The organism is Bacillus sp. ISL-78, assembly GCF_018613455.1.
Taxonomy (GTDB): domain Bacteria; phylum Bacillota; class Bacilli; order Bacillales; family DSM-1321; genus Peribacillus; species Peribacillus frigoritolerans.
Window position 1 is genome coordinate 1 of record NZ_JAGGQC010000010.1, and the last position, 25017, is coordinate 25017.

The 25017-nt window shown below is 36.6% G+C and carries 26 protein-coding genes, 1 pseudogene and 1 riboswitch; of the genes and pseudogenes, 6 read left to right on the forward strand and 21 right to left on the reverse strand.

The features are described 5' to 3' along the window. Positions 1–211 precede the first annotated feature (211 nt). From J7I96_RS12435 to J7I96_RS12520, 19 genes and pseudogenes are all read right to left on the reverse strand, one after another. On the reverse strand, positions 212–439 hold the full coding sequence (locus tag J7I96_RS12435) for a DUF3953 domain-containing protein (protein WP_214774819.1): 228 nt from the start codon (positions 437–439) through the stop codon (positions 212–214). Between the two features lie 197 nt (positions 440–636). Continuing rightward, entirely contained in the window at positions 637–978 is a 342-nt protein-coding gene (locus J7I96_RS12440; RefSeq protein ID WP_214774821.1) for a hypothetical protein, read from the reverse strand. A gap of 131 nt (positions 979–1109) precedes the next feature. Then, a complete protein-coding gene (locus J7I96_RS12445) occupies positions 1110–1247 on the reverse strand; it encodes a hypothetical protein (RefSeq protein ID WP_187049253.1) in 138 nt (45 codons plus the stop codon). Between the two features lie 181 nt (positions 1248–1428). Then, positions 1429–2115 (reverse strand): zf-HC2 domain-containing protein, encoded by a 687-nt coding sequence (locus J7I96_RS12450; RefSeq protein ID WP_214925644.1) that lies wholly within the window; start codon positions 2113–2115, stop codon positions 1429–1431. Positions 2116–2117: 2 nt separating this feature from the next. Beyond that, the gene (locus tag J7I96_RS12455; protein ID WP_098186143.1) at positions 2118–2597 is read right to left on the reverse strand and encodes an RNA polymerase sigma factor; all 480 of its coding nucleotides are present in this window, start codon (positions 2595–2597) and stop codon (positions 2118–2120) included. A 285-nt stretch (positions 2598–2882) separates the two neighbouring features. Further along, positions 2883–3251 carry a VOC family protein gene (locus tag J7I96_RS12460; RefSeq protein WP_048687544.1) on the reverse strand — a complete coding sequence of 123 codons (369 nt, stop codon included), beginning with the start codon at positions 3249–3251 and terminating at the stop codon, positions 2883–2885. A gap of 245 nt (positions 3252–3496) precedes the next feature. Continuing rightward, a complete protein-coding gene (locus J7I96_RS28020) occupies positions 3497–3808 on the reverse strand; it encodes a hypothetical protein (RefSeq protein WP_251029158.1) in 312 nt (103 codons plus the stop codon). A 391-nt stretch (positions 3809–4199) separates the two neighbouring features. Further along, positions 4200–4472: a hypothetical protein gene (locus J7I96_RS12470; RefSeq protein WP_214925647.1), complete on the reverse strand. Its 273-nt coding sequence runs from the start codon at positions 4470–4472 to the stop codon at positions 4200–4202. A 146-nt stretch (positions 4473–4618) separates the two neighbouring features. Beyond that, positions 4619–5530, reverse strand: coding sequence for a DUF4240 domain-containing protein (locus J7I96_RS12475; RefSeq protein WP_214774826.1), 912 nt, complete (start codon positions 5528–5530; stop codon positions 4619–4621). 216 nt (positions 5531–5746) lie between these two features. After that, complete coding sequence (locus tag J7I96_RS12480; RefSeq protein WP_214925650.1) at positions 5747–6205, reverse strand: hypothetical protein; 459 nt, start codon at positions 6203–6205, stop codon at positions 5747–5749. 340 nt (positions 6206–6545) lie between these two features. After that, the gene (locus J7I96_RS28815) at positions 6546–6659 is read right to left on the reverse strand and encodes a hypothetical protein (protein WP_396020093.1); all 114 of its coding nucleotides are present in this window, start codon (positions 6657–6659) and stop codon (positions 6546–6548) included. Positions 6660–6867: 208 nt separating this feature from the next. Next, on the reverse strand, positions 6868–7833 hold the full coding sequence (locus J7I96_RS12490; protein ID WP_214925653.1) for a carbohydrate kinase family protein: 966 nt from the start codon (positions 7831–7833) through the stop codon (positions 6868–6870). Positions 7834–7949: 116 nt separating this feature from the next. Continuing rightward, the gene (locus tag J7I96_RS28820) at positions 7950–9881 is read right to left on the reverse strand and encodes a glycoside hydrolase family 32 protein (protein WP_396020098.1); all 1932 of its coding nucleotides are present in this window, start codon (positions 9879–9881) and stop codon (positions 7950–7952) included. 78 nt (positions 9882–9959) lie between these two features. Further along, positions 9960–10976 (reverse strand): annotated as a pseudogene (locus J7I96_RS28825) (glycoside hydrolase family 32 protein); the annotation flags it as partial. 74 nt (positions 10977–11050) lie between these two features. After that, positions 11051–11953 carry an ABC transporter permease gene (locus J7I96_RS12500; RefSeq protein WP_225988884.1) on the reverse strand — a complete coding sequence of 301 codons (903 nt, stop codon included), beginning with the start codon at positions 11951–11953 and terminating at the stop codon, positions 11051–11053. 80 nt (positions 11954–12033) lie between these two features. Further along, positions 12034–13599 carry a sugar ABC transporter ATP-binding protein gene (locus tag J7I96_RS12505; RefSeq protein WP_251025486.1) on the reverse strand — a complete coding sequence of 522 codons (1566 nt, stop codon included), beginning with the start codon at positions 13597–13599 and terminating at the stop codon, positions 12034–12036. 80 nt (positions 13600–13679) lie between these two features. After that, positions 13680–14660, reverse strand: a complete 981-nt coding sequence (locus J7I96_RS12510) for a substrate-binding domain-containing protein (protein ID WP_251029159.1) — start codon at positions 14658–14660, stop codon at positions 13680–13682. 555 nt (positions 14661–15215) lie between these two features. Then, entirely contained in the window at positions 15216–15968 is a 753-nt protein-coding gene (locus J7I96_RS12515; RefSeq protein ID WP_214774838.1) for a DeoR/GlpR family DNA-binding transcription regulator, read from the reverse strand. 216 nt (positions 15969–16184) lie between these two features. Beyond that, on the reverse strand, positions 16185–16718 hold the full coding sequence (locus J7I96_RS12520) for a DinB family protein (RefSeq protein ID WP_214925659.1): 534 nt from the start codon (positions 16716–16718) through the stop codon (positions 16185–16187). Positions 16719–17026: 308 nt separating this feature from the next. On the opposite strand from J7I96_RS12520, the gene J7I96_RS12525 reads away from it, so the two are divergent. From J7I96_RS12525 to J7I96_RS12535, 3 genes are read left to right on the forward strand one after another with little or no spacing between them, the layout of a single operon-like run. Further along, the gene (locus tag J7I96_RS12525) at positions 17027–17569 is read left to right on the forward strand and encodes a sigma-70 family RNA polymerase sigma factor (protein ID WP_214774842.1); all 543 of its coding nucleotides are present in this window, start codon (positions 17027–17029) and stop codon (positions 17567–17569) included. Beyond that, on the forward strand, positions 17559–17978 hold the full coding sequence (locus J7I96_RS12530; protein ID WP_214774844.1) for a PadR family transcriptional regulator: 420 nt from the start codon (positions 17559–17561) through the stop codon (positions 17976–17978). The genes J7I96_RS12525 and J7I96_RS12530 overlap by 11 nt, the downstream gene beginning before the upstream one ends. Continuing rightward, positions 17975–19249, forward strand: coding sequence for an FtsW/RodA/SpoVE family cell cycle protein (locus J7I96_RS12535; protein WP_214774847.1), 1275 nt, complete (start codon positions 17975–17977; stop codon positions 19247–19249). Before J7I96_RS12530 ends, J7I96_RS12535 begins: the two co-directional genes overlap by 4 nt. A gap of 343 nt (positions 19250–19592) precedes the next feature. On the opposite strand, the gene J7I96_RS12540 is transcribed toward J7I96_RS12535, so the two are convergent. Next, positions 19593–20384: a phosphotransferase gene (locus J7I96_RS12540; RefSeq protein ID WP_214925661.1), complete on the reverse strand. Its 792-nt coding sequence runs from the start codon at positions 20382–20384 to the stop codon at positions 19593–19595. A gap of 200 nt (positions 20385–20584) precedes the next feature. Between J7I96_RS12540 and J7I96_RS12545 the strand changes: the two genes are divergently transcribed. From J7I96_RS12545 to J7I96_RS12555, 3 genes are all read left to right on the forward strand, one after another. Beyond that, a complete protein-coding gene (locus tag J7I96_RS12545; RefSeq protein ID WP_214774852.1) occupies positions 20585–21004 on the forward strand; it encodes a hypothetical protein in 420 nt (139 codons plus the stop codon). Between the two features lie 551 nt (positions 21005–21555). Further along, positions 21556–21734, forward strand: a riboswitch (Lysine riboswitch). Positions 21735–21868: 134 nt separating this feature from the next. After that, a complete protein-coding gene (gene dapA / locus J7I96_RS12550) occupies positions 21869–22765 on the forward strand; it encodes a 4-hydroxy-tetrahydrodipicolinate synthase (RefSeq protein ID WP_214774854.1) in 897 nt (298 codons plus the stop codon). A 127-nt stretch (positions 22766–22892) separates the two neighbouring features. Next, complete coding sequence (locus J7I96_RS12555; RefSeq protein WP_214925662.1) at positions 22893–23855, forward strand: D-2-hydroxyacid dehydrogenase; 963 nt, start codon at positions 22893–22895, stop codon at positions 23853–23855. 331 nt (positions 23856–24186) lie between these two features. On the opposite strand, the gene J7I96_RS12560 is transcribed toward J7I96_RS12555, so the two are convergent. Continuing rightward, positions 24187–24945, reverse strand: a complete 759-nt coding sequence (locus tag J7I96_RS12560; protein ID WP_214925664.1) for a carbon-nitrogen hydrolase family protein — start codon at positions 24943–24945, stop codon at positions 24187–24189. Positions 24946–25017: the final 72 nt, after the last annotated feature.

Genomic DNA, 25017 nt, shown 5'->3' on the forward strand with positions numbered 1-25017 from the left:
TGCTATTTACCAAATAGTGAGGTGTGGTTGATTTCCCCTCCAGATGCTCGCTTTCCGCGGGAGTCTCGCACTTCCGCTCCAATCAACCTTAAATCGTTTCGTTTTAAAAACAACAATCTTTACGAAAAGAGCCTAAAATTAAAAACAAGTATAGAGTTACACACGAAATGAGCCATTAACTATGAAGGATATATTTAACTAACCTGCCCCGTTAGTTCAATAAGAAACCCTGTATTGAAACAAAGAAAAGAAATATTGAGACAACTACGCACCCCAAAAATCCTCCTTTTCTATCTTTTTGAAGTTCGACTAATCCTGTTACCAACATAAGTGCCCCCACGATCAACATTAAATACGGCATTACAAAGGTTTCAGTTATTAGCTGATAGGCTGATAAAGCAAGAACAATTATTGCTAAAATAATTCTAACTATTTTCAAGAATATATTTCCCCCTAAAAATCAAGTTCTGTACAATTTTTTATTTAATCATACCATTTAACACCTTTTCATTTGTGTGGAAAATGGAATTCCTCATTCAACTAACCTGTCCCTTTAGTTGCATAAAGAAAAAGCTGCCATAAAGACAGCTCTGATCTTCAGCTAACGCACCCGTTAGTAGAATAAGGAGTTACCTTTTATTCCTCATTTAATTGCTTTAACCACTCTTTAAACCAATCTTGAGGTAACTTTACTTTTGAGAGGTCTAAATTCTGCAATTCTTTTAATGAGTAAGTATTTACCAAAAATAAATCCCATTGACATTCAATATCTCGTGCTATCCCAAAAGCTATTTCACCAAGTTCATTAGATGCTTCAGCTTCAGCTTCCTCAAAAGCCATTGTGAGGTTATCACACCACTTAATAAACTCAAATTGTGAAAATCTGTTTTCTTTTCTGCAAACGGTATTTAACAAGTTCTTTAAGTTTTCGGACGAGAATGGAAAATCTATAGTGGTTTCATTCCAGTTCCAATTCATATATACATCCCCTATTATCAATAGTAATTAATTACTATCCTCCTCACCTTCTATTCTCTAATTTAATGTTTTCTTATTCAACTAAACTGCCCCTTTACTACCATAGGAGAAAACTGTTAGTTAAAGAACGTTTATTTCTTATCTCTAATTTCTTCTAAAATTTCTATTACACGATTGTTTTGTTTTTCTATATTCTTTAATCTTTTTTCAATAATACTTGATGAAAAAAATACAATAAGTATAAGAGCTATTCCAATAAACAATTCCATATTTCCCCTCCGGTGAATTCAGTTTATGTTTAAGAGCATAACATTAATATCCTATATTTCCCAGGTCTGTTATGCAACTATCCTGCCCCTTTAGTTCCATAAAGAAAAAGCTGCCTTAAAGACAGCTCCGATCTTCAGCTAACGCACCCTTTAGTTGAATAAAAAAAAGACAAATTCTATTCTATTCAAATCCAAAGTATTTCTCTACTTCTTCACTTGCCTTTGGCAATTCCATTCCCTTTTCCCAAATTAAAATTTTATCCTTTGGCGTACCATAATAAATTCTCTTTATTTCCTTACCACGAAATTCTTCTTGTACTTTAATATCTATAAAATCATACCCTTTTTCTAATCCGTATGGAGGCTGTGCTTCTTTCTTTATTAAGGGGCGTAGTGGAGTCATATAAAAATTCCCTTCGCTATCCATATCGTATTTTATTGTATTTAAACTATATCCATCGTTTATATCCGCATAATATACGATTTTACCATCCTCCATTTCACTTATATCCCTAATTTTCACTACATCTGTAGAAACACTGTTGATTTCCCATTTAAACAAGCCAACATATCCTAAAATGATTATGCCTATTAATAATGCAGTTATTATTCCACCTTTAATAAAAGACTTTAACCGTAATCTTTTCCACGAAGTAGATATATTTTTTATGACATTACTATCCGTTCTATTTTCAATAATACTTTTTTCTGGAATATGAATTTCATCTTGAATTTTTTTAAATTCCACTTTGCAGTTATTACACACTGATAGATGTTCCTCTACCATTCTTTTGCTATCATCACTACATACACTGTCGTAATACAACGGAAGCATATCTTTAATTATTTCACAAGATACTTTTCTCAATTTCATTCCTCCCTTAACATTTCTTGTATTTTTTGTTTACCTCGGTAAAATGTGACTCTCGCCCAACTCTCCGTCCTCTCAAATAGTTCACTTATTTGTTTAAAGGAAAGTTCACCAAATATTCTAAGTGTAAATACCTCTTTATAAGGTTCGTCTAAGGAATGCAAAACTTTATGAATACGGAAAGTTTCTTCCTTTTTTAAAATCAACGTTTCGATTATATTTTCGCCGGTTATATCTTCTATCTCTTCTGTATCGTATCTTTTTTGTTTATTGAGATAGGTGAAATATGTATTTTTTGCAATTTGGCAAAGCCATACATTTATTTTGCAATACCCTTGAAATTTATCTATACCTTTTAAAGCCTTAAAAAACGTTTCTTGTGTTATTTCTTCTGCAATCTTTTCATTACGGCTTAATTTTAGAACAAATAAATAAACCTCCCGAAAGTATTGATTGTATATACTCTCAAATTCTGTCAATCTTCTACCTCCTTTCATATGTAAGACTATGATAGAAAGATTTCGTTACAAAAAATCAAAAAAATAGCAGCTCGTTAGTCTGCTTTTAAATCAACTATATATTAGCAAAATACAATACCAAAGTTACCTGCTTTACTATCATAAAAATTTATAATACTTGTTTAACTAACCTGCCCCGTTAGTGCCATAAGAAAAGAGCTGCCTTAAAGACAGCTCTGATCTTCAGCTAACGCACATGTTAGTTCTATAAGGCCTTGTATTGTACTCTATGTTTCAAAAAAGAACTTATAAGTTCAAATTTTGAATCATTTCTACCCTATTACCAAATGGGTCTCTAAATTCAAATCGTTCAAAATTTGGAATTGGAACACCATCAAGTATTTGTATATTCTCTTTTGTTAATCTATTTTTCCAATATGAGATGTCTTCTACTTCGTAAGCAATATGTGCTTTAGTTTTCAATCTATCAAAATCATCTTCTGTTCCTATATGTACATCTTTATCACCGACTTTTAACCAAAATCCTCCTCGTCCTTTAAGGGATTCGGGTTTTTCGATTTCTTGTAAACCTAAAATACCACAATAGAAATTTTTAGCCTTTTCTTCAGTCTCCTTTGGAATAGTTATCTGAACGTGATGTAATCCTTTAATCATTTTATCACCCCTATGAATTCAAATTTTTCCAAAAACTTCCCCTTTAACTAAAGGATACTAAACTTCCAAAGTAAATAAAACTTTATATTATTTATAAAAATACATAAGAATCTCTTATGGTTAATGTTTTATACTTATAGTTACATCTTCAATTAACCTGCCCCGATAGTTCTATAAGAAAAAGCTGCCTTAAAGACATCTCTCTAAAGCTAAAGCACCTGATAGTTGAATAATAATGGTTACATTCATGTTTCTTTATTCTGTAATAATAGTTTTTTAACAAAATTACAAAATTTTTCATTACCATGAACTTTAAAAATTATCTCATTCTCGAACTCAATTGATAACATCCATTCTTTATCCTTACCAATAAGTCCAGTATAAGAAGTACCGCCTTCACCAGCTGTGTTTTCAGTCAATAGGTAATACAATGGAAATAATACAGATGTTTTATCCTGTCTCTTTAAACTATAAGTTCCAATGCTTTCAATTACCCTTGAAATATTATCGTGAACATTAACATTAAAATAATTACACCCCTCATTTATCCCAAACATTCTACATCCTTCTAATAAAGATTCATTTAAATCTTCTGGAGAAAATTTTGCAGGTTTTAGATTATGAACAACTGAATGGAAAAGAGTAAGGTGATTATTCAAATCAACCGAATATAAAACTGTACTTGTTAAAAAAATTATCTTCAAGGAAATCGTTTGGAAATATGTATTGTTCTAACCATTTCCTTATTTCTTTAGATTCCTCATTATCTAATGCAGTAGCTAAGCGCACATTACTTCTCTCCTCATGTTAAAGAAAAATAGTCCTTCTTTTGTAATTCCATTATATAGATACATTATTACCTATAAAGTTGTTCAACTATCTGACCCGATAGTTGCATAAGGAACAAGCTGCCTTAAATACAGCTCCGATCTTCAGCTAACGCACCCGTTAGTTCATTAATATGTCTATCCCCATTCCACAAAACAATATCGTTAGGATGAACCAAAATATATATTCTCTTTTTTTAACAATGTAGTTTTCAATTCCTATTAGAAGGGTGATTATTCCTACAATTAGTCTTAAAATTCCAGAGTAAAAGTAATCTATACTGTCATAAGTTTGGAAATATAATATTATTGCAAAGAGTGTCAATACCCACTGTATAAACAGAATAGGTTTATTTCTATCATCCCAAAATTCTTTTCTCAAAAAAGAACGCATTATTTTATCTCCTCAATCCAAATCAAATTCTTCTCATATTATAAACTGTAATGAACTAACCTGCCCCGTTAGTTGCATAAAGAAAAAGCTGCCTTAAAGACAGCTCCGATCTTTAGCAACGCCCTCGTTGGATGAAGCTTGCAACATTATTTCCAACCATCAACATTTGAGAAAGTCTCATAATCACATCCAGTGATATACTGAAACTCTTTTCCTGTAAGCCTTTCATATGCTTCAGTTGCTATGGAAAGCAATGGTTCGAATGTATTCTCCTTAGGCATAAGTGCAGGGTATTCTAGAACCGCATTGAAAAAGCCTTCTCCTTTAGCAATTACTTCACACCGAAGGTATAAAAACACATCAGGTGAGAAGTAATCATCCTTGTTTTTACTGTATGAATATTCGCCTATGTTTTTTGCGTGTTCCTTTGTGTCTAATAAATAAAGTTTGTAGGACATGGCTTCTTCAAATTGCTTAATATTCCTTACTCCCATTTTCTCAAGTTCTCTAACAGCCACTTCTATAACTTCATCCTCATCATTAACTGACTCCCAATCTAGAAGAGATATTATGTACCAAAAGGATTCATCTGTCATCATCTTCCTTGGTTTCTGCGGTTCTTCCATTAGTTGTTCAATCTTTCGCTCTTCCTCTAGTATTTCTTTCTCAAAGTTATCTCTGTCATTGATCCAACGCCACTCATAAAAGGCTTCCATACCTGTTGTTTCATCCCAGGTGCCACCATAATTACTTAGTCTCATTTTTTTAGTCCCTTGAATGTTCCCAATGTAAAAAAAAATTCCAGGAATTTTACCATCAAACCAACAAATTGCAGGGGCGTTTTCAAAATAAAAACGGTTTTGCAGGAGAGTTTTACTTAAAACATTATTTTCAATCATTGGGATGGTCTCCCCTATATATGGGGTGGTAGCAAGAAGATAAGAGTTTCGATCACAGTTAACAATTCTTAATGCTCCATATCTCCCATCAGGGAGTTTTACCGCATATACATCCCCAATTGATACTTTTTGTTTTTTTATCTTTTTTTGATTCTCCAATTACTCTTCCTCCTGATTTACAAAAGATGAATTATATGAAGTAACAAATATTTATAAGAATCTTGATATGTGTATATCCATAGGTATATATTTCACCATTTAATTGGGGAATCCTTGTTGAACTAACCTGCCCCTTTAGTTCAATAAGAAAAAGCTGCCTTAAAGACAGCTCTGATCTTCAGCTAACGCACCCGTTAGTTCAACAAGAAAGGTACACTAATCCTTAAGTAAGATTTTTAAGACGTCTTCAATTTCAGTTTCTAAATTACACTTTGTTAAATTGTATATAGTTCCAAAAGCCTCACCTTTAATAACATCACTAAAATGCCATAACTCAATTGTGTCTGCATAAAAATCCTCATCGTATTGTGGACGATTATAATCTATCGCTATTTGAGAACGATACTCTAGTTCTAAGCATTTTTCAGAAGTAATGTCAGTTATTTCATCACCATCAATGTCCCTGCATATCCAAATCCTTAGATCCTGTTTTCCTTTGCTTTCGAATTTATTTGCATATTTCCTTTGAAGAACTTTACCTAACTCTTCTCCTAACCCTTCTAATTCAATTATATTTCTTTGTAACTCTTCGTTTACTGGAACAAAAACATACCTTTCTTCATCAACCTCATTCAGTTCTTCCTTTTTAAATAACCTTCTGATTTTATCAATCATATTTTCCCCACCCATTTATAGAAAGCATTATTTAATCTTTCGATTACTTCATCAATTATCCTGCCCCTTTAGTTCTATAAGAAAAGGAGCTGCTGATCAGCTCCTGGTAATGAAGTAAAGCACCTGTTAGTTTAAGTACAAGCTTTAACAATCTTTGTAAATTGAAGGAAATATCACTCCATTTAAATTACCTTTTATTATCTAACAATTCCTCCTCATCACATTTTATATTGATGAATTTAATTAAAAACGCAGTTACATACTTACCTTTTCGGTAAATGAATACTGTTTTGACTTTTCCGTATAGATTCGGTATTGAATGTTGTCTAATGATTCCGTTTTATATATGCTTTGTAATCACACTTTGTGGAAGCATACTTATACCCAGACCAGCTGCTACACAACCGATGATTCCATCTATAGTGCCAAATTCCATTATCTTATTGGGTATCATCTTCTCTTGGTATAGCCATTGTTCAAACTTTTCACGATAAGCACACCTGAATGAAATACAAGCAACGTCCTTGTTTGAATTTCTTTGATTGAAGAAGCTTTTGGAGGATGAACTGTATCTGTAATGAGCATCGAATACCTCTAAAAATCGCGATGCACCTAGCCCTCTTACCGCGATTTTTTCACAATGCAAAACAATACGATGTAGACTAAATTTTATATATATCTTCTTCGTTTGGTAGAGAAGAAATCGCTCCTACCTTCGTGCACACGACAGCACCTACTTTATTTGCAAAAAGAATGATCTCTTTAAGTTTACTAAAATCACTAAGAATTGTGTCATAGGACTCAAGATTTGCAAATTGAAATAAAGCAGCACCGACAAATGCATCACCAGCACCAGTTGAGTCAATTGAATTTACTTCGACGCTGTTTATTACACTCATTCCACTTCCATTTGAAAGAAGAGTGCCTTCCCATCCAAGGGTAACAGCCACTATTTTTGCCCCTAAATGATGGAGCATTGCTATTCCTTCATATTTATCCATTTTTCCCGTGATTAGTTCAAGCTCTACTTCGCTTACTTTTACAAAGTCAGCCATTGATATACCCTTTCTGGCTAAACTAATAAATTCAGCCACTCTATTTTTCCATAAATCATGTCGGAAGTTAGGGTCAAACGATAGAAATATCCCCCTATTTTGCGCAAATTCCATTGCTTTTAAATAAGTTGTTTTAAAAGGGTTTTCCAGAAATGCAGTTGCAGATCCAAAGTGAATGATCTTTGCACCACTTAATCTATCTAGGTATAAGTTATCCTCTGTTAAGTTTCGATCCGCTCCTCTATTGAATACAAAATCCCTTTCACCATTTGCTTGTAAAGAAACAAATGCTAAAGTAGTTGGTGCTAAATCATCAGTAACAATCATCGATGTATCAACCCCCACCTCTTTTATCGTTTCTATTAAAAATAATCCAAATGGGTCATTTCCTACTTTTCCAATAAGACTCGCTTCCCCACCTAGCTTTGAAATAGCAGCTGCGACATTCGCTGGTGCACCCCCGGCTTTCTTTAGAAAATGATTACCTTCCATTAAATTAACATCAATATCTGTACAATAAAAATCGATCAAAAGCTCCCCAACGCATATGACTGCGCGGTTTGTTTTATTCATTTACTTTACATCTCCATTCTGATTTAGGTAAAATGAAAGGCTATCGATCATTTTCGACAGCCTTCATAAACTCTTACTATCAACTCATCATTAATAAGATTGAAATTTAGTCTTTATCATTTCCATATACTCTTTAAAGGGTATATTTTCAAAGACTTTAATGTAACTTCTCCACCCTTGCTATAAATTTGTAATCCTTTACTTGATGGGTCCGGGAAAATTTGATCAGAAATAACCGTTTCACCTTTGTTTCCAAACACTTCTACAGCAGATCGGTCAATGAAAATATGCATTTTCACAGTCCCATTTAATGCATTTAACGGTCCGTCATGCTTACCGACTACATTGTTCCCATAATCAAAGCTTCCTGAATTTGAACGGTCTACGAATAATTGTCTGGTGGCAACATCATAGCCAATAGTCGTATATTCAGTTGCTCCTTTACGAACTTGAAAGCCGAATTCAGTTGCTTTTATATCATCTACATCAAACTCAGCTATCATTTCAAATGTATCTTCTGATAGTTTAGATAGGAGATTACTTTCACCAGATATGACTTTATTTTCATATGAAATTTTTTCACTCTTATCTCGAATGGTTTTTAAAGAAACTGGTGTTTGTTTTAAACGTAAACCTTCTTCTGTCTGAGTTAGCTCCATCTTTCTTGGCAATGTCGTTGAACTTCTCCAAGTCGAAGTTGGTGTATGATTTGCATATTGCCAATTACTCATCCAGCCAATCCAATATTTTTCGCCATTCTTCCCTTCAATTCCGCTCCAATCAACTGCGGCATAATAATCTGCCCCGTAGTCAGTCCATAACACTTGATTGGAAGGGTTTTCATTTTTAAACGTTTTCCCGTCAAAGGCACCTACAAAATATTGCATACCTGACCCGCCTGCAGGAGCGCCATCATTAATGCTTACCTGTAGTACCCATTTTGTTTTTGAAGGGTCACCATCAATAGGTAATTCGATGAGAGTAGGACATTCCCAAATCCCTCCGTTACTACCATGAGTAGAAGGTATCCACTCTCCGGAAACAGCAGACCAGTCTGTAAGGATGCCGCTTTCTTTCGAATCGCCTTTCTCAGGCTCTTTGGCAACTTGGTCTACTTCATTTGGCATGGCCCCTTCATTATAAACATTAACATCATCCATGTTTATATGACCCCAACCACCTGTAGCTTGGTCTACAGCTTTAATATATAACACTTCTCCAATGTATTTAGACGCATCCCAGACGTATTTTTGATATTTTTCTTCTTTAAATTTGGTATTGGCTTGTCGAATTAATTCTTGATCATCAGAGGCTCTCACTAACGAAACATAGCGGGTGTTGATATCATTACCACCGCCCAACAGAAAGTTGATTTCTCCAGAGCCACCTAGTTTAAAATATGAGGAGTGCAGTTCACCTGTTGCGTCATCTCCCTTTTGTAGATCAGTAAATCCCCATAAGTGGTAGTTTCCTTGGTGGCCGAAATCCCCTCCCCAGTATGATGGTACATTTGTCACATGATCTTTTGTGAAAGCATTACCTTCGATTGTACTCCACCCAGTTAGATCACCTGTCTCAAAATCATGATTAATAATTTCCTTCTCATCTGTCATGATGTTCTTACCAACTTGAACATTTTGGAATAACGTGGATGAATTCCAAACATTTAAGCCAAAATGCCCTGATGAAAAAGTTGAATCATTTACATCATGAATGAGATTTCCATCTAAAGAAATTTTAATATTTTTTCCATGGGTGCTTGCTTTTAAATGGTACCTTTTATCTGTATCTAGATTTATTGTTTTTTCAGCTAGAATGGATATGTCTCCATTTTCGATTTTCATGATTTTCATTGTATCGTTTAAAGCATCGATATTCGCCATATAACCGTTTGTTGCATTGGGATCTGCACGAAAAACGAGCGAGCCAGCTCCATTGCCGCCTTTTTCCCCAGATATCTCAATGTTTGCTTCATAAAAAAAGTTATCCCCTGTTTGATCGCTCATTACAAAAGCATCCGCCGTAGAGGTTCCACTTTTTCCATCCATCGTGTTCTCCCAGCTACCGTTTACATCTGTCCATTTTGATAAATTGGTTTCAAAGTTAGATGTATTCTTGAACTCCACATTTCGAAAGGCTGCCGTTGAATTCCACGCTGACAATCCATAGTATCCATAATCGAATTCTATATCTGTTACTTTTATAACGGATTGATCGTTTACAGAGACTTGAATTTGATCCCCATCTGTTTCCACCTTCACATGGTAGGTGGTTGAGGTTTTGAGGGTAAAAGGTTTTCTCGCAATTTCCTCGTTTGTTCCATCTACATTCTTACTTAATGTTATGACATCGTTTTTGGCATCCAAGCTAGCAACATAGCCGTTCTTTGCACTCCTGTCTGACCGAAAAACTAACCCGCCTGCCCCTTCTCTCCCATTCTTCTCATTAAGGGTAATATTTCCCTCATAGCTAAATGATTCACCTGTCTGGGATGACATGGTATAAGAAGTTCTGTCTAAGCTATTGGCTTGTATTCCACCATCTTCGCCGAATTCGCTTGCATACTCCCACTCTTTTAAATTAGGTGAGGTATAAAACATGATCTTATCCTTAGCCGCTAACGACATGACCCATTGGTTTGATTCTTCATGCCAAAATACTTTAGGATCGCGCCAATCTTGTAAAGGAGGGTCTGGCATTACGGGATTCCCTTTATACTTTTCCCAAGTTCTACCTTTATCTAAGCTATACGCTATACTTTGGACTTGCTTATCCCCTGAATGCGTAAAGATGGCAACCATTGCTTCTTTTCCAAAGCCAGCTGTATTGTTCCAATCAATAACAGCACTCCCCGAGAAAATCTGACCGTTTTCATCCGGCGATAGAGCAATCGGCAAATGCTCCCAATTAACAAGATCTTTACTGACAGCATGCCCCCAATGCATCGGTCCCCATGTCGTTCCATACGGATGATATTGATAAAACAAATGATATTCACCTTTATAAAAAACCATACCATTCGGATCATTCATCCAGTTAGCTTCAGGAGAAAAATGAAATTGATTACGGTATGGTTCATTATAATACCCAGGGTCCTCTGCATATGCACTATTAAATGGTAAACAAGTGACAGTTGAACATATTAATAGAGTACTAATAATCCTCTTCACCTTTATTTCACATCCCTTTTTTTAAAATATAAAATGACGTGTGATCGTTATGCTGGACTATTTCCGCGCAATCTATCTAATAGAACGGCTGCTACAATGACTCCACCTTTTACAACCAACTGCCAATAATAGTTGACATCCATTAGAGTTAACCCATTACTGATTACCCCCATAATTAAAACCCCAATAATTGTTCCTATTATTTTCCCTTTTCCACCTGTTAAACTTGTTCCTCCTAGAATAACAGCCGCAATTGCGTCTAATTCATACATTTGACCAGCAGTTGGCTGTCCAGAAAACAACCTACCCGCTAAAACGACTCCTCCTAAACCAGCTAGTAAACCACTAATCGAATACACATTGATTAAAGACTTTTCAACCTTAATTCCAGTTAACCGAGCTGCCTCTTCATTGCCACCAATCGCATAAATATGACGACCGAACATCGTATATTTAAGAACAAAAAACATCACGACATATACTAAAGACATGATATAAATAGGAGTGGGGATTCCGAAAATACTTCCGCCACCAATGAATTTAAATGTTTCGTTTTGTAAAACAATTGGATAACCGCCACTAATGACATAAGCGAGTCCACGAACATAGGTGAAGCTGCCCAGTGTAACAATAAATGCTGGTAACTTTGCTTTGGCTGTAAGAAACCCATTAATCAATCCTACTGCATACCCTACTAGTACGCCTGATAACATCGCAATAATAGGATTAACACCTGCAGAAGAGACCATGACTGAGATAACGCCAGATAAAGCAACTGTTGCACCAACTGATAAATCAATACCACCAGTTAAAATAACGATTGTCATCCCAGCAGCTAAAATAGCAATAATGGAAACTTGTTTTAATACATTCAATAAATTGGCTGTATCCAAAAAATTTGGTGCTGTGAATGAAAGTACTACACACAATAATAATAAAATCATGATCATGCCAAGCCTATTCCATAAAGAATAAAGGACATTTCCTATATTTAGGCGTTGTGAATGCGTAATAGTTTGCGTATTCCCTCTCATTTCTCTCTCCCCCCTTTGGTAGCTAAACGCATAATTGTTTCCTGTGTAGCTTCTTCCTTCGAAAGCTCGCCTGTTAACCTTCCTTCACTCATGACAAGTATTCGATCACTTACCCCCAATACTTCAGGAAGTTCAGATGATATCATTAAAACGGCCAATCCTTCATCTGCAAGCTTTGAAACAATCTTGTGGATTTCAGTCTTGGCACCTATATCGACCCCTCGTGTTGGCTCATCAAGTAGTAATACCTTTGGTGCAATTGATAGCCACCTAGCGATCACCACCTTTTGTTGATTCCCACCACTTAAGTTTGATACTTTCTGTTCTGGGGAAGCTATTTTTATATTTAAGTCTTCAATATATTGGTTAGCGCTTTCATTTGCTTGCTTCCAACTAACAATTCCTGCTTTAGCATGTTTTTTCAATTCAGCCATTATGATGTTCTCTTTTACGGACATTGATAAAAATAACCCTTGTTCTTTCCTGCTTTCAGGTACATGTGCAATCCTATTAGCAATAGCATCTATTGAGGATTTGATTCTAACAGATTGACCATCAACCAATATTTCGCCACTTTTCAACTCGGACAAACCGAAAATGGCCCTAACCAGTTCTGTTCTGCCAGCTCCAACAAGCCCCGCTAAGCCAACAATTTCACCTGGGTAAATTTTTAAAGATACATTCTTTACAATTGTGTTATCGGAAACATTTTTCAATTCAAGTACAGGTGCAACTTCCTTTGGACTTTTTGTGACAAAAGCTTTTGACCGATTAAACAAGTCCTTTAAATCCCTTCCTACCATCAGCTTTACGAGATGATCAGGATTTGTCTCTTCAATCGGCCCACTTGCAATCCATTCGCCGTCACGTAATACAGTGAACCTATTAGAAATTTTAAAGATTTCTTCCATTCTATGAGATATATATACAATAGCAACTCCCTGCTTTTTCAAACCATCAATAATTTCAAACAGCTTTTTTATTTCTTTATCTGTTAAAGAGGCGGTTGGTTCATCCATTATGAGTACCTCTGCATTAAAGGATAATGCTCGGGCGATCTCGACCATTTGTTGTTGAGCAACACTTAAGGTGGAAACCAATTGGCGTGGATTTAGATTCGACCCCATTGAATCTAACACCTCTTGGGCACGTTCATGGACCTTATCCCATTTCACCATTCCTAAACCATTTCTAGGAAAGGTGGAGCCCATTAAGATATTTTCACTTATTGTTAAATTAGGAGAAAGGTTTAACTCCTGATGAATAACACTAATTCCTTTGTTCCTTGCATCAGTAGGGTCCTTCCATAAAATTGGTTGACCTTTCAAGCAGATTTTCCCACCATTGTCATCAGGTGTATGGATGCCTGCGAGGATTTTCATGAAAGTTGACTTTCCAGCGCCATTCTCTCCCATTAATGCATGTACTTCACCTGGATAAAGTTCAATTCTCACATTGTTCAATACGGTTACACTCGAGAACGTCTTACTAATCCCTTCCATATTCAACAATGGCTTTTTTAGACTTTGTTGGCCTTTAAGGGACATTTGATTCATAGCCATATCTTTATCTCACCCCTTTTATTGATTTGAATAGGCTGATTAAAGGAGGAATCCTTATCAGCCTATTTATTGTAAGATTCTTACCAACCTTGGTAAGAATCTAATGTATCTTGAGTCACAATCTCAACTGGAACTTTAATAAGCTCCTCAACTTCTTCGCCAGTTTTCACTTTCATTCCGATTTCAACAGCTTTTTTGATCATGTTACTAGGTGACTGAGCTGAAGTTGCGGCAATTGTACTTCCTTCCTTTGCCATTGCTTCTGTGGCTTCAGGAGCACCGTCCACTCCGACAATGAAAAATTCATCTTTACGATTCGCTTGCTCTTGAGCAATTTCAACACCAATTGCTTCTGGATCATTAATCGCAAATACAGCGTCAATAGAGCCTGATGAATTAGCTTGTAAAATACTTTCCATCACCGTTAATGCCTTTTCGCGATTCCCTTCTCCATTTTGCTTCGCGATAACTTTAATTTCGGAATCCTTTATTGCATCTTCAAATCCTTGAATGCGATCAGATACAGCCGAAACAGGAGGTCCATCAATAATAACTATTTTTCCTTTTCCATCCAATTTTTCAATCACATATTCTCCGGCCAGTTTACCAGCTTGATAGTTGTCTGAAGTAACAGTGGCATCGACACCACCTTCAGCATTGGTATCTACAGCAACTACTGGAATATCAGCCGCTTTGGCCTGTTGAACAGCTGCCGCAATTCCTTTTGTATCAACAGCATTTAAAAGAATGATATCTACCTTTTTCGTAATGAAGTTTTCAATTTGAGCTGCTTGTTTGGCTAAATCATATTCAGCGCTTTCAACTAGAACTTCAGCACCTAATTCTTTTCCTGCTTCTTCAGCACCTTTAGCCATGGAGACGAAGAAAGGGTTTGCTAAACTACCCACCGCTACACCGATCGTTAATTGTTTGTTACCTTTTTGTCCTTCGTTACCGTCTGTTGATCCATTTGATGATTCACTAGCCCCGCTACATGCCGTCATCGTGGCAATTACAAACGCCAAAACTAGCATTCCTATTGCTTTTACATATTTCACCATATTAGTTAGTCCCCCTAGTTTTTGAAGATGAAAATAATTAGCTACAGAACGAGAAATTGTTACCGCTCTCAATCTCTTAAACTAGATCACCTCCTTAAATTTAAATGAATACTTTTGGTTGAAATAATGGAAGTATGGTTGATTTTGATAGTTTTTTCACATCGACTATTTATTGATAACGCTTTCATTCCTTGTAAAACAATATGATCACCCTTCACACATAAGAATTATAATTGATTGATTTTGGTTGTTTTTGATTGATTTTGATTATATTAAAGCTGTTTGTAATTGTCAACAGTTCCAATTATTACAAAAAATATATTGATAACATAAAATATTAAACGTTTCAAATGGAATGTTTAATACATGGAGCAGATTTTCCTTCATTGTTAATTGCCATATTACAATAAATCAAGCATTCTTTATTATATTGATAAAACAAAGGGGAAAATTCTCAATAAAACAATTTCAGAATTTTCAAAAAGCTGGTATTCAAACTGTCTGAATCAGACAGTTTGAATACCAGCTTTCCTTCAACGATAGCAAATTTAGTTTTTAGTCCCTCACAATAATTATCTCCGTTTTCTCCTTATATTTTCCTAACGTAATTGTACCTTCTTCATTCGTAATAACTTTTGTCTGGTATAAATCTGCAAACTTGGAAAATGAAACTTCTCCAAATTTTGTATGATCTGCCAATACAAAGGCCTCACGTGACAAAAAAATGGCTCTTTCTTTTATTTGCGCCTCTTCTGGATCTGGGGTAGTCAATCCAAAATTATAATGAATAGCGTTCGCACCCATGAAACACTTATCAAATCTGTATTTTTTTATACTTTCGTATGCATAACGTCCAACTGTTGCTTTGGTAATTCTTTTAACAAATCCACCAATAAAATATGTACAAATTTCATTTTCAAGTAATGCATCTAAATGATCAATTCCGTTTGTAATGACAACGATATCTTTTTGTCTTAAATGTTTGATCATCTGATACGTTGTTGTTCCAGCATCAAGATAAACACAGTCGCCGTCCAAAATTAGTTCTGCCGCATATTTTGCTATCTTAGCTTTTTCCTCAAGGTTCTGCGTTATTTTCTCAAACACACTTGGTTCGTCTCGTTTACTATGTAAAAGTGAAGCTCCACCATGTACACGTTTTAAGTAGTTCTGTTTTTCTAATTGATCTAGATCACGACGCAAAGTAGATTCTGAAGTATTTGTTAATTCTACTAGCTCATGAATCTTAACATTACCCTTTTCTTTTAACAGCTTTAAAATTAATTGATGCCGCTCCGTAATAAGCATGATATGATCCTCCTCGTATAACACTTCTATTTAAAGTTTCTTCGTGTATTCTAGTTTAATTAATTTTAGTATATAGAATTTTGCAGTGACATGTGAGAACTATAGGGTATCCCCATAAGAAAAAGGAGCTGTTGATCAGCTCCTGGTAATGAATTACGCACCTGTTTGTTGAATAAACAATTTAAAACCGGTCAATAAATGCTTCAACAATAAAGTTTACTTACTTACTTTTAAAAGAAACTGATCGATACGTTCTTTTTGCCGGAAGTGGTGACGGAAGTGCATTTCGATTAGCTGAAAATATTCCTTTGCATTTAAATATCCCATTCTCCGGTGCTGAACTTTCTGGCTGGCCGGAATGTCAGAGAGCTTTCTTTCTATCTCTTGCATTTTCTCAACGATTTGAAGCAGTCCTTCCTTTACTTCTTCTTTTCCTGTAGGATTTGGCGGTGTGAAATCCGGTGTATCCGGACTTTTTAACCTGATTGGAGGAAACGTCCCTTCTTTGAAAATCGATTCGCCTATTTCTGTTTTTTCACCGCCATCGGAAGTAGTGCCATTAACACATTGCTCAATGGCTTTCAAATGGAGACTAAGGGTACTCTTTATTAAATGATTGTACATTTGTCCTAATGACCATTCATCCTCAGAAGGCTTTCTCGTAAACTCATCCAGCGAATATTTACTTAACTCTTCAATATAGTATGCAACTACCTGTTCGAATCGCTTCAATACCTCTTTTGTATCCAATGGATCTCCCACTTTCTTTATAATTTTTCTTTCTCCTCAATGTTATTAACTTCGACTCACTTACAAATAATCCCTTCTCTCCCATTCAAGAAAGTAGTGATTTCGGTTTATCATGTTTATAAACGGTTTAACTTTTCTGATTGGCTGTGTCAGGCAAGGATATATTCTACTATTCCTGTTCTGATTCTTAAAATGTTTTCAAGATATTCATTTGTACTCTATAGTAAAAAAGGGATAATTTTAAAAAAAAGAAAACCTTCATATAAGTACTATCGTCTATATATCTAGGGAAGGAAGTGTGAACTGTTTTGGAGGAGTTTGTGTTGAAATGGTCTCAAATGAAAGATGACGAATCCTTACTTGATGAAATGATGTCCCTTTATGGACAGGATATTCTGCAATTGGTCTATTCCTATGTAAAAGATGCAGTTGTTGCAGAGGACCTGACACAGGAGATTTTCATCAAATGCTTTAAGGCTCTGCCCACGTATAACCAACAATCAAATATAAGGACGTGGCTTTGGAGAATTGCTATTAACCATTGTAAGGATTATAGGAAAAGCTGGTACTTCCGAAAAGTTTCAACTGCGGAAGAAGAGCAGGAATGGACTTCTTCCTATAATGTGGAAGAAGAGGTCATTCAGCAGGATGAAGACAGGCAGCTTGCTGTTGCAGTTATGGAGCTGCCCATCCAGTATCGCGAGCTTATTTATCTCCATTATTTTCAGGAAATGAAGCTCAAGGAAATTTCTGAAATTACCGGAGTCAAACTTGGAACGGTTAAGACCAGGATGCGCCAGGCGAAAAGAAGGTTAAAAACCTATTGGGAGGAATCCACCGATGGAAGATAAATTAGCGCGCTTGAAATCGGCTATGAAAAAGCATACATTTCGTGATTTAAAATTCACGGAAAACCATAGACACTCCATCCATACTGCTATAGAAAAGCAGGATGTGAGTAGGGAAGACATTTTGATGGGTATTTTCAGATCATTGGATGAGGAGAAAAGTGGTTATCAGATTAACGAATCTCTTTACCAGAAAGGCATCCGGAAATTTGAAAATAACGAAGGCTCCTTATATGCTGTCTTGCATGAGCTTGAGAAGGAAGGCTGGATCCAGTCTTTTTGGGAAACGGAAGAAAGAAAGCTCTATTCCTTGGATGAACGTGCGAAAAAGTGGCTAAAGAAAAAGGAGTCTAAAAGAGGTTCCGAATCTGCTCGTTGGCGGACAGCGTTTGAAGGAGGAGGAACCGATTGAGAAGCAATCATTTTTTAGATGAGGTTTCATCATATATTCGATCAAAAGAAGCAAAAAAATATATAGAAGCTGAATTAAAAGCCCATTTGCATCAAGCTAAAACTGAACTGGTCAAAAAAGGGTATACAGAAGATGAAGCAGAGGAACTGGCTGTCCGGGGTATGGGTAGCCCCTCTGATATCGGGCTGAGGATGGACAAGCTGCACAGGCCGAAGATTGATTGGAAGCTAATAAGCGTGTTTCTATTCATGTCAGCTACTGGTCTGTTTTTGTTTTGGTTCTTATTTAAGAATGGTAATTCCTTTTCCGTACTGAAACAGGTATATTCTGTCACAGGAAGTTTCATTTTGGCCTGTGTCCTTCTTTTTTTCGACTATCGCAAACTTCAAAGATGGGGCTGGGGTTTCTTTTCGATAGGATGTCTAATTCTTGTTAAGTTCCAATTTTCCAATATATTCGTGCATGGCAGTCCTCGAATTAATATTATGGGTCTTTTATCGGTCGATTCTATTGTGGTTCTGCCACTTTTTCTCCTAGCCTGGGCCGGAATGCTGCAATCAAAAAAGATGAATGTTTATTTGGCTGCCATTTTATACATTTGTTCTGCCTTTTTGTTTATGGTTACAGTCAACTTGCAGGCGGTGGCGCTTTATTCATTGATGGTCGCTGTCATGGTCTGGAAGAGCGGACTAAATAAAAGGAAAATCATTATCACTGCAGCCGTCCTGCTTAGTGCATGTGTTTCACTTCTGCTTATATCCTTGAAAGATATAAGGGCCTATCAATTTGAAAGGCTTTATGCGTTCGTTACGCCTGAAAGATTCGTTGAGACATCGGGGTATATGTATTTGAAACTAGAAAAGCTAATTGCGGATGCTGGTTGGATTGGCCATTTAAGTTCCCACAGGGAGATTGATTTTTCTAATGAAATGATGACGGATTTTATCTTTGTAACCATTACCTATACGCTTGGCTGGGCCGGGGCATTGCTCATTGGTATGCTGTTTTTATGGATAATCTGGCGAATTTCCCATATATTCCAAACAGTGAAAGACCCATTTGGGAAAATGCTTGTTTCCGGCATTTTTGCTATATTCACTGCACAGGTAACTGTCAGTATCGGAATGTCTCTCGGCTTATTACCAATAATAAGCATATCCCTGCCATTTATGAGTTATGGTGCTTTATCAGCAATGATCAACGCCTTCTTGTTTGGTCTGGTTTTAAGTGTGTATCACAAAAAAGATATTATACTGATGAAGAAAATATGAGAATATGGTTCTGTAGCTCATACTCTCTTTTCTAAAGAACCCAGGAAAGGACAAAGACATGAAGTTTTGAAAGATACGATGAATCATGAGGATAATTATCACGTGAAAAATATCCCCTAATAGTTGAATATATAGGAACTGATAAATGATCAGTAAGTCCATTTATAAAAAAAATAGAACTAATTAAGATCTAGAATCAAGACTAATCAAAATTCTCTCCAGAACCCCATATTAGCGTAAATAAAAAGAATCCATTTTGAAAAAAGTTTGATTGAAATGGATTCTTTTCTTGTGATTAAAACCATTCTTGAAGTAAATCATCCGTAAATTCAAAAAAACCACCTTACACCCAATCCTTTCCATGTTCCCGAATGAAGTTAATATCGCTTTGATAATGTTCAAGATGCCCTTCCTCTATCATCTTTTGAAAAGCAATGTCCCCTTCACTGGCTTTTCTTGTAATTGTTTTACATAACCCTTCTAACCGCAGCAATACCATTTCCAAATAATTTGTTTCTATTTCCCCACCGTAAGATTCAAAAAACAATCTGACTCTTTGTTTTATACGGCTACCATGCTGTAATGAATGGTAATAAACTTTCTCACCTGTTTCAGAAAGATGAAATCTGCTTAAGGGGACGCAAGTATAAAGAGTGTAAGCTATGTCCCAAAGTCTTGGACCAGGTCCAGCAACATCAAAATCAATAATACCCATTGGTTTTTTATGATTAAAAATAATGTTGTACATCGCAAAATCATTATGGCACAGCACCTCAGGTTGTTTTGGGGTGTTATCTATCGGTTGCCAGCTGTCATCAAATGAAAAATCACTGATAGAATCATGATAAAGACGGAGTATCTTCGCTATTTCCATTAAGACATCATCTGACCACATGTATTCCTTTAAAGGATAATTACCAGCTTCTCCTTCAATAAATGATAATATTTCTCTTCTATTATCATCAATACCTAAAAACTTTGGTGCATAATTGAAACCTTTATTCTCCAAATGCTTTAATAGCTTATGAATCTTGGGACTATCAGGCTTTAATTCCCGTCGCACAGTAGCTCCTGAACGATAAACATCGGAAACATTCCCTCCTGTTAGCATTTCTTCATTATCAAAGTTTGACATCCATGGATCCCTCCCTAATATGACTTTCTATAACACATAAAACAATTCCTGTTTGTAACTGCCTTATAGACAGTTACGATTCACGAAACATTACGTAGAAATATTCAAGGACGGATACGATAAAGGCAGGGAATTTAGTAAATTTGTACAAGCATGTTTTGTTTTATCTCATATATATAGTAGAAAAAGGAGTGATATTTATGAATTTAAGTAATGATATATTATGCCGTCATAATCCATTCTGCGGTCATAATTCATCCAGCCATGATAAATCATCCTGCTGTGATAAGTCATCCTGCTGCGATAAGTCATCCTGCTGTGATAAAGCAAAGCACAAGGGGCATAAACAAAGAATATTACCGTCATTCGGACAAGCATGTCAGACCCGACAACAAATAAGTGAGTTTTTAAGGAATTCTACCATAGGTTCAATCATTGGATTCACTACAACCGCTGAACCTTTTAAACCTATATTTGTAGAGTTACGAAGTTTTGATCCTGTTACCGGACAAGTGATAGTTACTGACAGAGCACTGGGTAATTTCACGATTAGCCTTTCATCTATTTGTTCCGTTAAAACGATTTGCCCTGTTACAACACAACCAATGTTTAATGCCTAAGACTTTATAAAGGATTGGGAAAAAAATTAAAAGCTCCCCTAAGGGAGACGGGGGGTCAGGAAGTTCTGAATGACTCCTTCATACTCTTCTCCATTCCAAGCAGAATAAAAAAGGCAATTAATTGAATAATTAATTGTCTACAGTTTTTTTGGTTTGTATACTTTGAATGTTGCCTCCAGGCACTCGCTTTCCCGGGCTGTCCGGGTGTGTGCGCCTGCGGGGTCTCTCCCCTGGACACACTTTCCCCGCAGGAGTCCCGCCCACCTGCTACCCATTTAACGACCAGCAGTATCAAACTCAATTAAGCCTTTGTCACCAAGTTCGCAACCGCGGAGCCTCAATGGCAAAACCTTTCAGGAATCAGGCCTATGGATCCCCACTTTATAGCTCATTCGGATTCCTTGAATAAAAGGATTCCTCTAGGATTTTCCTTGATACCAAAGCCAGTCCACAAGAAAAGGTTACATATAAAACAAATTGTCCTTGCAACAGAATGGATTCCCTGTTATATTACAATCAATTAAATATTTTCTTACTTCGAAATTTTTTGAAGTGAGGATAGAGGAGCAAAGACCATCAGTACACATTTTGAGGAGAATGAGATCCTATGACTATTGTGGAAAGGGGAATTTGCCGAAGCGGAAAGAATCTCATGTTCTTGAAGCTGGTTCTGCTATTGAATAAATACAGGACTGTCATATAGGAAACTATATGGAGGGCTATCTTATGCGCGGAAACATTTTTTTGGTAAATATTGTTTCTACTGCAGCAGCGAATCCTCGTTGTTGCTTTTTTGCGTTTACTCCTGAATGGCCCTAACCACCTCTGAATATTTTTAAAAATTATACTAAAGGGTGTGAAGTTATGAATTTTGGCCAAGTTTTAACCGCAATGGTTACCCCGTTCAATCATAATGATGAGGTTGATTTTAATGCTACAAGAACTCTAGTAAATTATTTGATTGCTAATGGTTCCGATGGATTAGTAATAGCTGGTACAACTGGAGAGTCCCCTACATTAACTCAAGAAGAGAAAGTGGAATTATTCAAATTTGTTGTTGAAGTTGTTGATGGAAGAGTTCCAGTCATAGCAGGAACCGGCTCAAATAACACGAGGGCTTCCATCAGCTTGACAAGGCAAGCGGAGGCAGCAGGAGTCGACGGAATCATGCTCGTCACCCCCTACTATAACAAACCTTCTCAAGAAGGATTATTTCAGCACTTTAGCGCTATTGCCCATTCAACCTCATTACCGGTAATGCTTTATAATATTCCAGGGCGAAGTGTTGTAAACATGTCAGTGGAGACGATTGTCAGCCTCTCAAAAATCAACAATATCGTGGCAGTAAAAGAAGCAAGCGGTGACTTGGATGCCATGGCACAAATCATAAGCAAAACAACTAGTGATTTTACTTTGTACAGCGGCGATGATGGGTTGACATTACCGGTTTTAGCCATCGGTGGAACAGGCGTTGTTTCGGTTTCTTCACACATAATTGGTAATGAAATGCAAGAAATGATCAATAGCTTTAAAAATGGTGATGTCCTTGGCGCTGCCGCTGCACATCGTACACTTCTTCCAATCATGAAAGCACTATTTGCTGCACCAAGCCCGGGACCAGTAAAATCAGCATTAAATATGCGGGGGTTACATGTTGGAGGTGTCCGCTTACCAATGGTCCCTTTAAACGAAGAAGAAAAAAGAGAACTGCAAATCGCTCTGCATCCTAGTGACGCAGAAGCCATTTTGTTAAATAAATAAAACTAATGATTCTGGAGAAATTTTAAAAAGCAGTGCATACTGAAAGAAATGCACTGCTTTTTTATCCATGTACGACTCAGGAGAAAGAATTTATACTATAAATAAAGAATAAATAAGGAGAGAGCCAATGGGGGGTACACACAAACCAAACATTCTTGTATTCAGTCCTATTCAGTCAGAGGTCGATGCTTATGCTGACCATATCCGCAATAGTGGGTTTATATCAGTAAAGACAGCGAAAACTTTGGAGGAAGCAGAAAAATATTTACCAGGCACTGAAGTTATTTTGGGATGGAAATTCCCGACACAATTACTATGTAAACCAATTGCCTCATCCGTTAGCTGGTTTCAATCAATGGGAGCCGGAGTCAATGATTTGATTGCAGACAAATCGATACCTCAAAACATTACCTTAACTCGAATTATTGACCAATTTGGTGCTTACATCTCTGAATATGTATTTTCGTTTCTCTTGGACATAGTGAAAGACGGTCCTCGGATGAGACAATCACAATTGGAGCGGAGATGGGATCCTTTTATTTCTGAAACTCTAAAGGGGAAAACAATCGGGGTGGCTGGACTTGGATCGATTGGCGCTGAACTTGTACGTAAAGCCCGGGCATTTGATATGAATGTGCATGGGTTAAGCTTTAGTGGAAAACAAGCAGCACTCGTGGATCTCCACTTTACTCCAGATCAATGGGGTGAATTTGTAAAAGATCTGGATTATTTGGTCCTGACCCTTCCTTTAACGGATTCCACTTACCATATCATTAACCAGGAACTTCTTTTAGCGATGAAACCCAACGCTTACCTTATCAACGTTGGCCGTGGAGCATTGATAGATGAAAGGGATTTACTATCTGTCATGCGGGAAGGACATCTTCAGGGAGCAGTCCTCGATGTATTTGAGACAGAACCGTTGCCAAAAGAACATGCCTTCTGGTCCATGCCCAATGTGTTTGTCACTTCCCACCTGTCAGGGCCAAGTACGATTAACGAAGTGAGCAACTTTTTCATAGAAAATTTAAAGCGATTTTCAAGTGAACAACCATTAAGTGGAATGGTAGATCGGAACCGAGGGTATTAAACCCGATTAGAATTGTTGTTATTTGCTTGCAATTATTTATTGAAAAGGCCGCATTTTTCAACGGAGGAATTCGGCCTGCAAACTAAAAGTGAATAATTTGATTTTTTTCAAGGATTATTGAAAGTGGATTTTCATTTGTTTAGTTTTATCTCCCTCTTACAAATCAAGAACCCTCACAAGAGATAGGCTTTTTTTGATGGAGTTACCGTGTGGCAATGTACCACCATCCATTTGTCATCTCCTCATGTATCGTAAGAAAAAGCTGCCCTAATGACAGCTCCGTTTCTTCAGCTGGTGCATCCTTTGTCAACAAGAGCTGATGTAGTTCTCATTATATGTAATCGATGTCGAAATGAGGGGATAGTAATTCCATGCTTTGTAAATCCCATTCAAAGGTAAGTATGGCTGATTGTTTTGATTTATGAGTCAGGAGGGGTGCACCATTTTTTATGATCATGCTTTCTGCATCCCAAAAACGGACCGTTTCGTCTTCGCCAGTACGATTACAGACTATTACGGGCAGCCCTGTTTCTAGTGACCTTTGTTCCCATTCTCCCTCCGGACCATGTAATCCGGGACCCCAAGAAGACGGTGCAAGTAATATTTCTGCTCCTTTTTCAGATAAGGTGCAAGCAATATCTTTGTTATATGCGTCTGCACAAATCATAATACCAACCTCAACATTGTCTGTTTTTATTGGCTCCAATACTTCCCCTGAAGTTGACCAATCATCAATAACACTGATTTTTCTCTGTTTACCTATTAAATGACCTTTTTTATCAATGACAAACACAGAATTATACAACTCTCCGTCACTGCCTTTTTCAGGGCAGCCCAAAAATACAGTGCTTTTCAAATTCTTTAGTTTACTGCCCAAATTATTCATCCAATCATCAGGTTGCTTGTTAATCCACCCAGTCCCAACCTTATGATTGAATTGAAGTCCGCTGACACATAGTTCGGGTGTTATAATCCATTCGGCATTTTTATTTGATGCAATATGAATGGCTTGTTCAATTAGTTTTTGATTATGCTCCACATCACCAGCGATAGGCAATAGGTGCAGTAAAGCTATTTTTATTTTTCCCATAGTGTTCTCCCAAACATCAACTTATATTAATGGCTATGCTTGTAATGATTGTAGCATGGACATGGATTGGCT

Coding starts and splice junctions, on each gene's coding strand:
- J7I96_RS12440 (WP_214774821.1), bottom strand. CDS start 978: ATGAATTGGAACTGGAATGAAACCACTATAGATTTTCCATTCTCGTCC.
- dapA (WP_214774854.1), top strand. CDS start 21,869: ATGAATTTTGGCCAAGTTTTAACCGCAATGGTTACCCCGTTCAATCAT.
- J7I96_RS12505 (WP_251025486.1), bottom strand. CDS start 13,599: ATGGCTATGAATCAAATGTCCCTTAAAGGCCAACAAAGTCTAAAAAAG.
- J7I96_RS12460 (WP_048687544.1), bottom strand. CDS start 3,251: ATGATTAAAGGATTACATCACGTTCAGATAACTATTCCAAAGGAGACT.
- J7I96_RS12510 (WP_251029159.1), bottom strand. CDS start 14,660: ATGGTGAAATATGTAAAAGCAATAGGAATGCTAGTTTTGGCGTTTGTA.
- J7I96_RS12490 (WP_214925653.1), bottom strand. CDS start 7,833: ATGAATAAAACAAACCGCGCAGTCATATGCGTTGGGGAGCTTTTGATC.
- J7I96_RS12560 (WP_214925664.1), bottom strand. CDS start 24,945: ATGGGAAAAATAAAAATAGCTTTACTGCACCTATTGCCTATCGCTGGT.
- J7I96_RS12445 (WP_187049253.1), bottom strand. CDS start 1,247: ATGGAATTGTTTATTGGAATAGCTCTTATACTTATTGTATTTTTTTCA.
- J7I96_RS12545 (WP_214774852.1), top strand. CDS start 20,585: ATGAATTTAAGTAATGATATATTATGCCGTCATAATCCATTCTGCGGT.
- J7I96_RS28820 (WP_396020098.1), bottom strand. CDS start 9,881: ATGGATGGAAAAAGTGGAACCTCTACGGCGGATGCTTTTGTAATGAGC.
- J7I96_RS12540 (WP_214925661.1), bottom strand. CDS start 20,384: ATGTCAAACTTTGATAATGAAGAAATGCTAACAGGAGGGAATGTTTCC.
- J7I96_RS12530 (WP_214774844.1), top strand. CDS start 17,559: ATGGAAGATAAATTAGCGCGCTTGAAATCGGCTATGAAAAAGCATACA.
- J7I96_RS12470 (WP_214925647.1), bottom strand. CDS start 4,472: ATGCGTTCTTTTTTGAGAAAAGAATTTTGGGATGATAGAAATAAACCT.
- J7I96_RS12555 (WP_214925662.1), top strand. CDS start 22,893: ATGGGGGGTACACACAAACCAAACATTCTTGTATTCAGTCCTATTCAG.
- J7I96_RS28020 (WP_251029158.1), bottom strand. CDS start 3,808: ATGTTTGGGATAAATGAGGGGTGTAATTATTTTAATGTTAATGTTCAC.
- J7I96_RS12500 (WP_225988884.1), bottom strand. CDS start 11,953: ATGATCATGATTTTATTATTATTGTGTGTAGTACTTTCATTCACAGCA.
- J7I96_RS12480 (WP_214925650.1), bottom strand. CDS start 6,205: ATGATTGATAAAATCAGAAGGTTATTTAAAAAGGAAGAACTGAATGAG.
- J7I96_RS12515 (WP_214774838.1), bottom strand. CDS start 15,968: ATGCTTATTACGGAGCGGCATCAATTAATTTTAAAGCTGTTAAAAGAA.
- J7I96_RS28815 (WP_396020093.1), bottom strand. CDS start 6,659: ATGATACCCAATAAGATAATGGAATTTGGCACTATAGATGGAATCATC.